This window comes from Acidimangrovimonas pyrenivorans (assembly GCF_042643245.1).
Taxonomy (GTDB): domain Bacteria; phylum Pseudomonadota; class Alphaproteobacteria; order Rhodobacterales; family Rhodobacteraceae; genus Acidimangrovimonas; species Acidimangrovimonas pyrenivorans.
Map to the genome: position 1 here is coordinate 1,219,281 of NZ_JBHRSK010000004.1, position 13,482 is coordinate 1,232,762.

Annotated in this window: 11 protein-coding genes; 4 read left to right on the forward strand and 7 right to left on the reverse strand. The window is 71.9% G+C overall.

Translation table 11 applies throughout. The annotated features are described in order from the left end of the window. Window positions 1-4 precede the first annotated feature (4 nt). Both ACFOES_RS08810 and ACFOES_RS08815 read right to left on the reverse strand, forming a co-directional pair. Complete coding sequence (locus ACFOES_RS08810; RefSeq protein ID WP_377832867.1) at window positions 5-2,245, reverse strand: xanthine dehydrogenase family protein molybdopterin-binding subunit; 2,241 nt, start codon at window positions 2,243-2,245, stop codon at window positions 5-7. A 1-nt stretch (window position 2,246) separates the two neighbouring features. Beyond that, window positions 2,247-2,705: a (2Fe-2S)-binding protein gene (locus ACFOES_RS08815; protein ID WP_377832868.1), complete on the reverse strand. Its 459-nt coding sequence runs from the start codon at window positions 2,703-2,705 to the stop codon at window positions 2,247-2,249. A gap of 223 nt (window positions 2,706-2,928) precedes the next feature. Between ACFOES_RS08815 and ACFOES_RS08820 the strand changes: the two genes are divergently transcribed. Both ACFOES_RS08820 and ACFOES_RS08825 read left to right on the forward strand, forming a co-directional pair. After that, entirely contained in the window at window positions 2,929-4,602 is a 1,674-nt protein-coding gene (locus ACFOES_RS08820) for a SulP family inorganic anion transporter (RefSeq protein WP_377832869.1), read from the forward strand. Window positions 4,603-4,782: 180 nt separating this feature from the next. Continuing rightward, on the forward strand, window positions 4,783-5,361 hold the full coding sequence (locus ACFOES_RS08825; protein ID WP_377832870.1) for an isochorismatase family protein: 579 nt from the start codon (window positions 4,783-4,785) through the stop codon (window positions 5,359-5,361). Window positions 5,362-5,425: 64 nt separating this feature from the next. Here ACFOES_RS08825 and arsJ read toward each other — a convergent pair whose 3' ends face one another. From arsJ to ACFOES_RS08850, 5 genes are read right to left on the reverse strand one after another with little or no spacing between them, the layout of a single operon-like run. Then, a complete protein-coding gene (gene arsJ / locus ACFOES_RS08830) occupies window positions 5,426-6,655 on the reverse strand; it encodes an organoarsenical effux MFS transporter ArsJ (RefSeq protein WP_377833020.1) in 1,230 nt (409 codons plus the stop codon). A gap of 17 nt (window positions 6,656-6,672) precedes the next feature. Then, window positions 6,673-7,680 carry an ArsJ-associated glyceraldehyde-3-phosphate dehydrogenase gene (locus tag ACFOES_RS08835; RefSeq protein ID WP_377832871.1) on the reverse strand — a complete coding sequence of 336 codons (1,008 nt, stop codon included), beginning with the start codon at window positions 7,678-7,680 and terminating at the stop codon, window positions 6,673-6,675. Window positions 7,681-7,695: 15 nt separating this feature from the next. Continuing rightward, a complete protein-coding gene (locus ACFOES_RS08840; protein ID WP_377832872.1) occupies window positions 7,696-8,538 on the reverse strand; it encodes an arsenate reductase/protein-tyrosine-phosphatase family protein in 843 nt (280 codons plus the stop codon). A gap of 41 nt (window positions 8,539-8,579) precedes the next feature. Further along, complete coding sequence (locus ACFOES_RS08845; RefSeq protein WP_377832873.1) at window positions 8,580-9,275, reverse strand: GntR family transcriptional regulator; 696 nt, start codon at window positions 9,273-9,275, stop codon at window positions 8,580-8,582. Next, a complete protein-coding gene (locus tag ACFOES_RS08850) occupies window positions 9,272-10,645 on the reverse strand; it encodes a formimidoylglutamate deiminase (protein ID WP_377832874.1) in 1,374 nt (457 codons plus the stop codon). Before ACFOES_RS08850 ends, ACFOES_RS08845 begins: the two co-directional genes overlap by 4 nt. 77 nt (window positions 10,646-10,722) lie before the next feature. On the opposite strand from ACFOES_RS08850, the gene hutI reads away from it, so the two are divergent. Both hutI and hutH read left to right on the forward strand, forming a co-directional pair. Continuing rightward, window positions 10,723-11,925: an imidazolonepropionase gene (gene hutI / locus ACFOES_RS08855; RefSeq protein WP_377833021.1), complete on the forward strand. Its 1,203-nt coding sequence runs from the start codon at window positions 10,723-10,725 to the stop codon at window positions 11,923-11,925. 1 nt (window position 11,926) lies between these two features. After that, on the forward strand, window positions 11,927-13,453 hold the full coding sequence (gene hutH, locus ACFOES_RS08860; protein WP_377833022.1) for a histidine ammonia-lyase: 1,527 nt from the start codon (window positions 11,927-11,929) through the stop codon (window positions 13,451-13,453). Window positions 13,454-13,482 lie beyond the last annotated feature (29 nt).

The window sequence follows — 13,482 nt, forward strand, 5'->3', positions numbered from 1 at the left end:
CGGGTCACAGGAAGGTCACCTCGCGGTTCAGCGGCAGCTGCCGGATGCGCTTGCCGGTGGCGGCGAAGATCGCGTTGGCCAGCGCCGGCGCCGCCGGTGGCACCGCCGGTTCGCCGATGCCGCGCAGCTTGTCCGATGTCTGCAACGCCTTCGCCTCGATCACCGGGCATTGCCGCAGTCGCATCGCCGGGTAGCTGTCGAAATTGGTCTGCTCGATCTCGCCACCGGCGAAGGTGATCTCGGCGCCCATGGCATGGCCCAGCCCCCAGACGACGCCACCCGTCATCTGCGCCTCGATATTCACCGGGTCGATGACGGCGCCGACCTCGGCCGCGACCCAGACCTTGTCGATGCGGATGCCGTCGGGCGTGTCGGTCACCTCGACCACCTCCGCCGCCGGCACGCCGAAGGACAGGGTGAAGGCCAGCCCCCTGCCCTTGCCCTTCGGCAGCGTCGCACCCCAGCCCGACATCTTCCCCACCGCCTCGAGCACCGCGCGGCTGGCCGGGTCGGTGACCAGCCGCAGCCGCTCGGCCAGCGGGTCGGCCCCGGCGGCGTGGATCAGCTCGTCGAGGAAGCTCTCGTGGAAGAAGCCGTTGCCCGAGGCCCCGACCGAGCGCCAGGAACTGACCGGCGGCATGTCGGGCACGCGGTAGCCCGAGACGCGATAGGCCGGGATGGCGAAGGGCTGGTCCCAGGCGCCGGCGACGATGGCGGTGTCGGGCCCGGCGGCGGGAATGCCCAGCCGGCCCATCTGCGACGCCGTCACCGAGGGCGCGGCGATGCCGAGGTCGAGCGCCGTCACCTTGCCGCCGGCCACGGCGCCGCGGCCGCGCGCCATCGCCAGCGGCCGGCAGAAGTCATGCGTCATGTCCTCTTCGCGCTGCCAGGTCATCTTGACCGGCACGCCCGGCACCGACTGGGCGACCTCGACCGCCTGGCGGATGTAGTCGTCCTCGAGCCGGCGGCCAAAACTGCCGCCGATCGGCAGGACATGAACGTGGATATTGTCGCCCGACAGGCCGGAGAGCGCGGCGGCGCTGGCCACCACCTGCAGCGGGATCTGGGTGCCGACCCAGATGTCGAGCCGGTCCTTGCCCAGCTTGACCGTCGCGTTCATCGGTTCCAGCGGGGCATGGGCGAGGAAGGGAATGCGGTATTCGGCCTCGACCACATCCGCCCCGGCGAGGGCGGTGTCGACATCGCCCGCGTCCTTGAACCGGCTGTCGCGCCGGGCCTCGGTGAACGAGGCCGCGACCTGCTTGAACAGCGCCGCGCTGTCGGCGGCATAGGGCGCGGGCTCCCACTCGACCTCGACCAGGTCGGCGGCCTGGAAGGCGCGCCAGGTGTTGTCGGCGATGACGCCGAAGCCGTCCTCGACCGGCACCACCATCTTCACGCCGCGCGCGGCCTCGGCCTTTTTCGTGTCCAGCCGCTTGATCCCGGCGCCGAAGCGCGGGCTGGTGCGGACCGTGGCGTAGACCATGCCCGGCAGTGCCATGTCGATGCCGTAGCGGGCCGTGCCGGTGCATTTCGCCACCATGTCGCGGCGCTGGACCGGCTTGCCGATTAGGGTCCAGTCCTGGCGCGGCTTCAGCGGCGGGTCGGCCGGCGGCGCGATCCCGGCGCAGGCCGCGGCCAGCGCGGTATAGGGTTTGCGCGTGCCATCGGGCAGGACCACGGCGCCACCCTCGGTCTTCAGCCCCTTGGCCGGCACCCCGGCCTGCTTCGCCGCCGCCTCGATCAGCACCGCGCGCGCCGCCGCGCCGGCCTTGCGCATCTTGTCGAAGCCGTCGACCATCGACGACGAACCACCGGTGAGCTGCAGCGACATGAACTTGGACACGACATCGCCGAAGGCGCGAGCATTGCGGGCGAGGATGCCCTGGTCGGTCGAGGCGAAAGGCAGCCCCTCGGCCACCACCGCGCCGTTGTAATAGACCACCGCCGGCGGGCCATGGTCGATCTTGACCTGATCCCAGGGCAGGTCGAGCTCTTCCGCCACCAGCATCGCCAGCGCCGACTGCACCCCCTGCCCCATCTCGGCCCGCGGGGCGATGACGGTGACGCCCTCGCCGTCGATCATGACATACGGGGTCAGCGCCGCGCCGCCCTCGGGCAGCTCGGCCAGCAGCGGGTTCGGCCCGGTGTCGCGATAGCGCCAGATGCCGAAGGCGACGCCGCCGGCAATGGCGGCCGAGCCGATCAGGAAGCTGCGGCGGGCGATCTTTCCGGCACGCGACATCTCAACCCTCCTGCAACATCTTGGCCGCCGCCTTCACCGCGGCGCGGATGCGCGGATAGCTGCCGCAGCGGCACAGGTTGCCCGACATCGCATCGTCGATCTCGGCATCGCTCGGCGCCGGGTTGGCCCGCAGCAGCGCCACCGCCGAGACGATCTGCCCCGACTGGCAATAGCCGCATTGCGCCACCTGGGCGTCGATCCAGGCCTGTTGCACGGCATGCGGCGCGTCCGGCGTGCCCAGCCCCTCGATCGTCGTCACCGGCCGGTCGACATCCGACACGAAAGTCTGGCAGGCGCGCACCGCCTCGTCGCCCAAAAGCACGGTGCAGGCGCCGCATTGGGCGATGCCGCAGCCGTATTTGACGCCGTGGATGCCGAGCACGTCGCGCAGCACCCAGAGCAGCGGCATGTCGTCCTCGACATCCACCTCGTGGGCCGTTCCGTTGACGGTGATGCGCATCCGGACCCCTCCCTTTCATTCAAGTTGCAGGATAACCGCTTTTGCCGCGCCTGAACCAGAGGTTGCGGAAACTGCCCTTGCGGCATCCGACGCCGCTTGTCGCCGCGGCCGCCGCGGCGCTAGTCTGAGGCGACGACGACACGGGCCAAGAATGCGAATTTCACCAGAAAAGGCAAGGCGATGTGCAAGGTTGTGAATGCCGGCGGCAGGGCGGGCGCGGACCGTGGCTAGGGCGCCGGCACCGCTCTTCGCCGCCCTGCGCGCGCCGGGCCGCGCCCACGTGCCGCGCGAGGCGCTGGCGGCGCTGAGCCTGGCCGCGATCGCCCTGCCCGAGCAGCTGGCGACCGCCCGGCTGATGGGTCTGCCGCCGGCCGCCGGGCTGGTCGCCTTCCTCGCCGGCACGCTCGCCTTCGCCGCCTTCGGCACCCACCGGACGCTGTCGGTCGGCGCCGATTCGACCATCGCCCCGATCATGGCCGCCGGTCTGGCGACGCTCGCCGTCACCGGCAGCCCGGCCTATGCCGCCCTCGCCGCGATGCTGGCGCTGATGGTCGGGGCGGTCCTGGTCCTCGCCCGGCCGCTGCGGCTGGGCTGGGTCGCCGACCTGCTGTCGATCCCGGTGACGACGGGCTTCATGGCCGGGATCGCGCTGCATATCATCGCCGGCGCCCTGCCGCAGATCCTCGGTCTGCCGGTGCCGGCGGGCGAGCTGACCCGGAAGCTGGGCGTCCTGGCGCGCGATCTCGCCGCCGCCCGGCCCGAGACGATGGTGCTCGGCTTCGGCGTCGCGGCGCTGGCGCTGGCGATCGACCGGCTGGCCCCGCGCCTGCCCGGGCCACTGATCGCGCTGGCGGCCAGCGCCGGCGCCGCCTGGGCGCTGGGGGCGACCGCCATCCCGATGCTCGACCCGCTCAGCCTGGCCAGCCTCGGCGGCGGCCCCTGGGCCGGGCATTGGGAACTGCCGGACATGGAGGCGCTGGCGGTGCTGCTGCCGCTCGCCCTGATCGTGGCGCTGGTGGTGATGATGCAGAGCGCCGCGGTGCTGCAGAGCTTTCCCGACAGCCAGGCGGTGCCCGCCGATCCCGGCCGCGACTTCGCCGCCATCGGCGCCGGCAGCCTGCTGGCCGGGCTGCTGGGCAGCTTCGCCGTCAATGCCAGCCCGCCGCGCACCGCGATCGCAGAGGCCGAGGGCGCGCGCAGCCAGTGGTCGGCGCTGATCGCGGTGGCGCTGGCGCTCGGACTGGCGGCACTGGCGGCCGGCGCCATCGCCCATGTGCCGCGCGCCGGGCTGAACGGCGTGCTGCTGGTGATCGGGCTGCGGCTGATCCGGCCCGCCACCCTGGCCCGGATCGGCCGCAAGAGCCCGAGCGAGCTGGTCCTCGCCCTCGCCACCACGGCGCTGGTCGCCGTGCTGCCGGTGATGTCGGGGGTCGGGCTGGCGATCGTGCTGTCGCTGATGCACGCGATCTACACCATCGCCCGGCCGCCCTGCACCGAGCTGGCCCGGGTGCCCGGCACCACGATCTGGTGGTCGCGCCCGCCCGGCGCCCCGGCCGAGCAGGAGCCGGGCGTGCTGGTCTTCGCCCTCGGCGCGCCGCTCAACTTCATCAACGCGCGCTACCTGCTGGGCCGGCTCGGCGCCGCGATCCGGCGCAAACGCCCGCAACTGGTGGTGATCGAGGCCAGCGGCGTCATCAACATCGACTTCACCGGCTCGTCGCTGCTGCAGCAGGCGATCGCCGACTGGCGCGCCGCCGGCATCGCGCTGGCCCTGGCCCGGCTGGAAAGCACAGAAGCCGCCGCCCAAGCGGCGCGCACCGGCCTCGTCGCGCAGCTCGGCGCGGATCACGTCTTCCTCTCGGTCGAGGAGGCGGTGCGGGCGCTGCGCCCGGACTGACACGCCCCCGCCCCCCTTTCCGCGCGCCTCTCACTTTCTGCTTGGAAATATCCTCCGGGGGTCCGGGGGTGGAAAACCCCCGGCGCCGGCCTCGCCGGAACCGCCGCCTCCCTGCCCGGCCCCTTACCTTCCCGGCCCCGCCCGGATATTGCTGGACCGGGACGGCGGAGGAGAAGAGCGATGGCGGATTTGATGATCGACCGGGCCCGCTCGGTGCTGGCGGTGATCGACGTGCAGGACGGATTTCTCGACAAGCTGGAGCCGGCCGAGCGCGCGCCGCTGGTGGCCCGGATCGCCTGGCTGATGCGGGTGGCGCGGGCGCTGGAGCTCCCCGTGATCGCGATGGGCGAGGACCTGCCCGCCAACGGCCCGCCGGTCGCCCCGGTTCTGGCCGAACTGCCGCCCGGGACCCCGGTCCATGACAAGCGCGTCTTCGGCCTGGCCGGCGAGGCCGGGATCCTGAGCGCGCTGCAGGCCACCGGGCGCGACCAGGCGGTGCTGGTCGGGCTCGAGACCGATGTCTGTGTCGCCCAGTCGGCGCTCGGTCTGGCGGGCCTCGGCTGGACCGTCGCCGTGGCCGCGGATGGCTGCGGCGCCCCCGGCCCCGCCCATGCCGCCGGGCTGGCGCGGCTGAGCGCGGCCGGGGTGATCGTCGGCACGGTCAAGAGCCTCTATTACGAATGGGTCCGCGACCTCGACACCCATGCAGCGGTCAAGGCGGCGGTTGGCGGGGAACTGCCCGAGGAGCTGAGCCTGTAAGAGGGGGCGCTGCCCCCGTCGCCCCGGGGGCGACTCCCCCGGGATATTTTCGAGCAGAAAGGGGTCAGGGCGTCAGCCGGGCGGCGAGGCGCCAGCTGGCCACGGCCAGGGCGGCGGCGGTGGCGAGGCAGAGCGGCAAGCCGCCGAGCTGGTAGCTGATGCCCGACAGCAGCGTGCCGACGAGGCGGCCGGCAGCGTTGGCCATGTAGTAGAAGCCGACATCCATCGTCACCCGGTCGCCCCTGGACAGGGCGAGGATCAGGTAGGAATGGAGCGAGGAGTTGACGGCGAAGACGAAGCCGAAGACCAGCAGCCCGGCGGCCAGCGTCAGGGTCAGCCAGAGCTGCGGCGCGCCGGCGGCGAAGGCGGCGAGCGCCAGCGCGGCGGGGATCAGCGACAGCCCCCCGGCCCAGCGGCGGGCGAGGCCGGCGATCTCGGGCAGGCCGCGGCTGGCGGCGCGCAGGATCCGCGGCGCGCCGGCCTGCACCGCGCCGTAGAGCACGATCCAGGCGGCCATGAAACCGCCGACCATGAAGAAGGCGGCGCGGGCGCCGGCCTGGGTGCCGTCGGAGAGCACCGCCTCGAAATAGATCGGGATGCCGACCACGAACCAGACGTCGCGGGCGCCGAACAGGAACAGCCGCGCCGCCGACAGCCGGTTGATCGCCGGGTCCTTGGAAAAGACCTCGCGGAACTTCGCCCCCTTGCGGCCGGCGGGCAGGCCGCGCGGCATGAACAGGGCGACGGCGAGCAGGATCAGGGCGAGGCCGACCGCCATGGCGAGGACCGAGGCGCGGAAGCCGAACAGCGCCAGCAGGGTGGCGCCGAGGGCGAAGCCGATCCCCTTGATCGCGTTCTTCGACCCGGTCAGCGCCGCGACCCAGCGGAACAACGCCCCCTCGCCCTCGGGCACCAGCAGTTTCACCGCGCTTTTCGCTGACATCTTGGCCAGATCCTTGGCGACGCCGGACAGCCCCTGCACCGCCATCACGAAGGGCACCGACAGCGCCATCGCCCAGCCGGGATCGAGCCGCGACAGCGCCGCCAGCGCCACCACCTGCAGCGCCAGCCCGCCATAGAGGGTGCTGGCGAGGCCGAAGCGGGCGGCGATCCAGCCGGCATAGAGGTTGGTGACGACGCCCATCACCTCGTAGAGCAGGAACAGCCAGGCCAGCGTGATCGGCGAGAAGCCGAGATCGTTGAAATGCAGCAGCACCAGCATGCGCAGGGCGCCGTCGGTCAGCATGAAGGCCCAATAGGCCGCCGTCACCGCGGCATAGGCCGCGCCCTGCATCGCCGGTTTCGCCGCGCTCACAACGCCCCCGCCACCACCCGGGCGACATCGGCCAGCCGGTTCACGTAACCCCATTCGTTGTCATACCAGGCGTAGATCTTCACCTGGGTGCCATCGACGACCATGGTCGAGGGCGCGTCGACGATGCTCGAGCGCGGGTCGTTGACGTAATCGGCCGAGACCAGCGGCCGCTCCTCGTAGCCGAGGATGCCGGTGAGCGCGCCCTCGGCGGCCGCCTTGAACAGGGCGTTGACCTCTTCGGCCGTGGTCGCGCGTTCGACCTCGAAGACGCAGTCGGTCAGCGAGGCGTTGAGCAGCGGCACGCGGACGGCGTGGCCGTTCAGCCGGCCCTTGAGTTCCGGGTAGATCAGGGTGATCGCGGTGGCCGAGCCGGTCGTCGTCGGGATCAGCGAGTTGAGCGCCGAGCGGGCGCGGCGCAGATCCTTGGCCGGGCGGTCGACGATGGTCTGGGTGTTGGTGACGTCGTGGATCGTGGTGATCGCGCCATGCTTGATGCCGAGGCTCTCGTGGATCACCTTGACCACCGGGGCAAGGCAATTGGTGGTGCAGGAGGCGGCGGTGACGACGTGATGCCGGGCCGGGTCGTAGAGGTCGTGGTTGACGCCGTAGACCAGGTTGAGCGCGCCGCCATCCTTGACCGGGGCCGAGACCACCACCTTCTTCACCCCGGCGGCAAAATAGGGCGCCAGCCTGGCCTCGGACTTGAACACGCCCGAGCAGTCGATGACCAGGTCGACGCCGAGTTCGGCCAGCGGCAGCGCCTCGATCGTTTTCTCCGCCGTCATCCGCATGGTCTGGCCGTTGACCGTCAGGCTGTCCGGCCCGGAGGAAATCCCGGCCGGCCAGCGGCCGTGCACGGTGTCGAATTCCAGCAGGTGGGCATGCTGGGCCGGGTCCCCGGCCGGATCGTTGAGCAGGACGATCTCGCCCACCGGGTTTTCCGCCAGCACCCGCAGCACCAGCTTGCCCATCCGTCCCAAACCGTTCACGGCGATACGTGTCATGTCATCTTCCCTATGTCAGACGTCGGCGCCGCCGATCGCGTCCAGCCGGCGCTGCAGCGACATCCGGTCGAGCTCGGCCAGCGGCAGGCTGGTGAAGGCCTCGACCCGGCGACGCATGGCGGCATAGGCCTCGGCGAAGGCGAGCGATTTCTCGGCATCGGTGCCCTCGACCTTGACCGGATCGGGCAGGCCCCAATGGGCGGTGATCGGCTGGCCCGGCCAGGGCGGGCAGTCCTCGTTCGCCGCCGTGTCGCAGACGGTGAAGACGAAATCCATCGCCGGCGCGTTCGGGCCCTGGAACTCGGCCGTGGTCTTGGCCCGAAGCCGGTCAATGTCATGGCCCTGCCGGCGCAGCAGCTCGACCGCGAACGGGTTCAGTTCCGGCGCCGGGCGGGTGCCGGCCGAGAAGGCACGGAACCGGTCGCCGCCCAGATCGCGCAGCAGCGCCTCGGCGAAGATCGAGCGGGCGGAATTGCCGGTGCAGATGAACAGCACGTTGAGCGGACGGTCGGTCATGGCCTGGGTTCCTTGCGGGGTGAGCGCCTGGGTGGCGGCCTCGGCGCAGAGGTCGGGGCGGCCGCGGCAGCAATCGGCGACGAGGAAATCGACCAGCTTGCCCATCCGCGCCATGTCGGCGCGGTAGAGCACCGCCCGGCCCTGGCGTTCGGACTGCACCAGCCCCGCCTGTTCCAGCACCGAGAGGTATTGCGACAGGGTGTTGGGCTTGAGGTCGAGCGCCAGGGCGATGCCGCTGGGCCGCACGCCCTCGGGCATCCGCCGCACCAGCAGGCGGAAGACGGCCAGGCGGCCCTCATGGGCCAGGGCGGCGAGCAGAATGGTGGCGGTGTTCGATTCCATAATTCATGAATACATGAACTATGTAACGAGTCGATGACGGATCACAGCACCGTGTGCAGCCGGTAGCCGGGCGCGTAGGCAAGGCGGACGGCCGTCACCGGCGCCTCTCCGGCCCAGGTCGTGCGCTCGGTGATGAACAGCGCGGCGCCGGGTTCGACGCCCAGATGGGCGGCATCGTCGGCTCTGGCGTTGGCGGCGGAAAAGGCAATGTCGCCATAGGTATAGGCCACGGTCTTCACCAACCATTCATTGATGCTGACTTCCGCCATGTCCTCCGGCAACCCGTCGGGCAGCACCGCCGGGTTGAGCCAGCGATCCTCGTAGAGGAAGGGCTGTCCGTCGGCGAAATGCAGGGTGCGCAGGTGCCAAAGAGTCGCATCCGGCGCAAGGCCGAGGCGGCTGCTGACCGGCACCGGCGGCACCGTCTCGCTGGCCTCAAGCAGGCGGAAATCGTAGTGCTGTCCCCGGCCCTCGACTTCCAGCCGCGTCACCGGGATGTCCAGCGTCGCCTTGCGCACCGGCAGGGTTGCGACCCGGGTGCCGGCCTTGCGGCGCCGCTCCAGCACCCCCTGCGCCGCCAGTTCGCGCAAGGCGCGGTTGACGGTGGCGCGGGCGCAGCCGAATTCGGCCGCCAGTTCGGCCTCGGTCGGAATGATCGCGCCCGGCGCCCAGTCGCGGCGGTCGATCCGGCGCAGCACCTCGGCGCGGATTTCCTCCCAGCCCTGCGGCGCGCTCACAGCCGGTCCCCCAGCGCAGCCATGGCGGCGCGGTAGCGGGCGGTGATCGCGTCGTGGTCTGGGTGGCGGCCGTCCGTTACGCAGTGGCGGCCGGCCGCCCAGACATCCGTCACCATCCGGTCGTCGCCGGCGAAGATCCAGCCATCCAGCACCGCATCCCCCTGCCGCCCGACCAGGTCGGTGTGGCCTCCGTCGAGCGCGAGCAGATCGGCCCACATCCCCTCGGCAATCGCGCCCGAGGCCCGGCCCGCCGCCTGCGCCCCGCCCTGCGCCGCGCCCTCGTAGAGCACTCGGCCGCTCGAGCGTTCCGGCGTCGCCAGCACCGCCCGGCCACGGTCGCGCAGGCGCTGGGAATATTCCAGCCCGCGCAGCTCTTCGGCCAGGGCGATGCGGATATTGCTGTCCGAGCCGACGCCGAAGCGGCCGCCGGCCCGCAGGTAACGGACACCGTCGAAGATGCCGTCGCCCAGGTTGGCCTCGGTGATCGGGCACAGCCCGGCGACGGCGCCGGTCGCCGCCAGCCCCTCGGTTTCCGCCTCTTCCATCTGGGTACAGTGGATCAGGCACCAGCGTTCGTCCACCGCGTGGTTGGCCAGCAGCCACGCGACCGGCCGCGCGCCCCAGGCCGCCTGCACCTCCGCCACCTCGGCCACCTGCTCGGCGAGGTGCATGTGCAACGGCGCCTCGGGCGCCAGAGCGACGGCCGCCGCCAGCCCGTCGCGGCTGACCGCCCGCAGCGAATGCGGCGCGACGCCGAGCGTTGCGTCTGCCGGCAGCCCGGCCAGCGCCCGGCCGGCGCCGTCGTGCAGGCGGGCGAACCGTTCCGGATCGTTGCCGAAGCGGATTTGGCCCGGCCCCAGCGCCCGGCCGTCGCAGCCGCCCTGCTGGTAGAGCACCGGCAACAGGGTCAGGCCGATGCCCGTCGCCTCGGCCGCCGCCGCGATCCGGGCCGACAGCTCGGCGAGGTCGTCGTAAGGCAGGCCACCGGGCCGGTGATGCAGGTAATGGAACTCGGCAACCGCCGCATAGCCGGCCTCGAGCATCTCCATCTGCACGAAAGCGGCGATCGCCTCGACATCCTCCGGCGTCAGCTGGTCGAGGAAGCGGAACATCAGCTGGCGCCAGGTCCAGAACGTGTCGCGCGGGTCCGGGCCGCGGCGCTCGGTCATCCCGGCCATGGCGCGCTGGAAGGCGTGGCTGTGCAGGTTGGCCGGCGCCGGCAGCAGCACCGCCTGCCGCTCGCCCTCGGGCGCAGCACCGGGGGTCACCGAGGCGATCCGCCCCTGCGCCACCTCGATCCTGACGCCCTGCGCCCAGCCCTCGGGCAGCAGCGCCTGTTCGGCCCAGAGGGTGAAACTCGCCTCGCTCATCGGATGATCCCTTGACAGCCATTATTATGTGCAGACATATTAGCAAAAAGCGCGGATAAAAGGCAAGCGAAATGGCGATGATTCTCGGCAATGCGCGGCTGGCGACGATGCGGCCCGGCGATGCGCCCTACGGGCTGGTCGATCGCGGCGCGGTGGTGGTGGAGGGCGAACGGATCGCCTGGGCCGGCCCCGAAGCCGATCTGCCGGACGGCACCGCCAGCCTGCCCCGGCAGGACCTCGGCGGACGCCTCGTCACCCCGGCGCTGATCGACTGCCACACCCATGTCGTCTTCGGCGGCCAGCGGGCGCGCGAGTTCGAGATGCGGCTGGGCGGCGCCTCCTACGAGGAGGTGGCGCGGGCCGGCGGCGGCATCGTCTCGACCGTCGCAGCGACGCGGGCGGCAAGCGAGGATGCGCTGGTCGCCGCCGCCCTGCCCCGGATCGACCAGATGCTGGCCGAGGGCGTCGGCACGCTCGAGATCAAGTCGGGCTACGGTCTCGACATCGACACCGAGCTGCGGATGCTGCGCGCCGCCCGGCGGATCGGCCGCGAACGCAACGTCCACGTCGTCACCAGCTTCCTCGGCGCCCATGCGACGCCGCCGGAATACAAGGGCCGCGACGACGCCTATCTCGCCACGCAGGTGCTGCCGGCCCTGCGCGCCGCCCATGCCGAGGGGCTGGTCGATGCCGTCGACGGCTTCTGCGAGGGCATCGCCTTCTCGCCGGCCCAGATCGAAACGGTGTTCAAGGAGGCCAAGGCGCTCGGCCTGCCGGTCAAGCTCCATGCCGAGCAGCTGTCGAACCTCGGCGGCGCGAAGCTGGCGGCGCGCTACGGCGCGCTTTCGGCCGATCATCTCGAGTATCTCGACGATGCCGGGGCGCAGGCGATGGCCGCGGCCGGCACCGTCGCCGTGATCCTGCCCGGCGCCTTCTACACCCTGCGCGAGACCCAGGCGCCGCCGATCGCCGCCCTGCGCGACGCCGGGGTCGAGATGGCGGTGGCGACCGACTGCAACCCCGGCTCGGCGCCGATGACCTCGCTGACGCTGGCGATGAACATGGCCTGCACCCTGTTCCGGCTGACGCCCGAGGAGGCGCTGGCCGGCAGCACCCGCATCGCCGCCAGGGCGCTGGGGCTGAGCGACCGCGGCATGATCGCCACCGGCCTGCGCGCCGACCTCGCCGTCTGGCAGGCCGAGGAGCCGGCCGAACTGAGCTACCGCATCGGCGCCACGCCGCTCCATGCCCGCATTATCGGAGGCCGCGCCGATGGCTGAGATCGAAACCCTGATCCCCGGCGCGACGACGCTGGAGCAACTCGAACGGCTGTGGCGCAGCGGCGCCGCCGCCCGGCTCGACCGCAGCTGCAAGAGCGACGTCGAAGCCGCCGCCGGCGCCATCGCGGCCGCGGCCGCCGGCGACGAGGCCGTCTATGGCGTCAATACCGGCTTCGGCAAGCTCGCCAGCCTGAAGATCGCTCCCCAAGACACGGCCACGCTGCAAAGAAACCTGATCCTGTCGCATTGCTGCGGCGTCGGCGAGCCCTGCCCGGCGCAGATCACCCGGCTGATGATGGCGCTGAAACTGCTCAGCCTCGGCCGCGGCGCCTCGGGCGTGCGCTGGCAGATCGTCGAGCTGATCGAGGGCATGCTGGCCCGCGGCGTCACCCCGGTGGTCCCGGCCCAGGGCTCGGTCGGCGCCTCGGGCGACCTCGCCCCGCTCGCCCATATGGCGGCGGTGATGATCGGCGCCGGCGAGGCGGAATTCGAAGGCCGAACCCTGCCCGGCGCCGACGCCCTCGAACGGGCCGGCCTGACCCCGGTCGCGCTCGGCCCCAAGGAAGGGCTGGCGCTGATCAACGGCACCCAGTTCTCCACCGCCTGGGCGCTGGCCGGGCTGTTCGGCGCCTGGAACGCGGCGCAATCGGCGCTGGTGACCTCGGCGCTCTCGACCGACGCCATCATGGGCTCGACCGCGCCGCTGCAACCCGAGATCCACAGCCTGCGCGGCCATGCCGGCCAGATCGAGGCGGCGGAATACATGCGCGCCCTGCTCGACGGCTCCGAGATCCGCGAGAGCCACCGCAACGGCGACAGCCGGGTCCAGGACCCCTATTGCATCCGCTGCCAGCCGCAGGTGACCGGCGCCGCGATCGACGTGCTGCGCCAGGCCGCGCGGACGCTGGAGATCGAGGCCAACGCCGCCACCGACAACCCGCTGGTGCTGACCGGCGCCGGCCGCATCGTCTCGGGCGGCAACTTCCATGCCGAGCCGGTGGGCTTCGCCGCCGACATGATCGCGCTGGCGATCTCCGAGATCGGCGCCATCGCCCAGCGCCGCATCGCGCTGATGGTCGACCCGACGCTGAGCTTCGACCTGCCACCCTTCCTGACCCCCGAGCCCGGCCTCAATTCCGGCCTGATGATCGCCGAGGTCACGACGGCGGCACTGATGAGCGAGAACAAGCACCTCGCCGGCCCGACCGTTACCGACAGCACGCCGACCTCGGCCAACCAGGAGGACCATGTCAGCATGGCCGCCCATGGCGCCCGGCGGCTGTCGCGGATGGTCGAGAACCTGACCCGCATCCTCGGCGTCGAGGCGATCTGCGCCGCGCAGGGGGTCGATTTCCGCGCCCCGCTGGCGACCTCGCAGCCGCTGCAGGCGGTGGTCGCCCGGCTCCGCGACGACATCGCCCCGGTGGCCGAGGACCGCTACCTCGCCCCCGACCTCGCCGCCGCCGCCACCCTGATCGCCACCGGCGCCCTGACCGCGGCCGCCGGCCTGCCCCCTCTTCTTCTTTGAACAAATACTCCGCGGGGGTCCGGGGGCGC

Coding starts and splice junctions, on each gene's coding strand:
- ACFOES_RS08810 (WP_377832867.1), bottom strand. CDS start 2,245: ATGTCGCGTGCCGGAAAGATCGCCCGCCGCAGCTTCCTGATCGGCTCG.
- ACFOES_RS08815 (WP_377832868.1), bottom strand. CDS start 2,705: ATGCGCATCACCGTCAACGGAACGGCCCACGAGGTGGATGTCGAGGAC.
- ACFOES_RS08825 (WP_377832870.1), top strand. CDS start 4,783: ATGGCGGATTTGATGATCGACCGGGCCCGCTCGGTGCTGGCGGTGATC.
- arsJ (WP_377833020.1), bottom strand. CDS start 6,655: ATGCAGGGCGCGGCCTATGCCGCGGTGACGGCGGCCTATTGGGCCTTC.
- ACFOES_RS08835 (WP_377832871.1), bottom strand. CDS start 7,680: ATGACACGTATCGCCGTGAACGGTTTGGGACGGATGGGCAAGCTGGTG.
- ACFOES_RS08840 (WP_377832872.1), bottom strand. CDS start 8,538: ATGGAATCGAACACCGCCACCATTCTGCTCGCCGCCCTGGCCCATGAG.
- ACFOES_RS08850 (WP_377832874.1), bottom strand. CDS start 10,645: ATGAGCGAGGCGAGTTTCACCCTCTGGGCCGAACAGGCGCTGCTGCCC.
- hutI (WP_377833021.1), top strand. CDS start 10,723: ATGATTCTCGGCAATGCGCGGCTGGCGACGATGCGGCCCGGCGATGCG.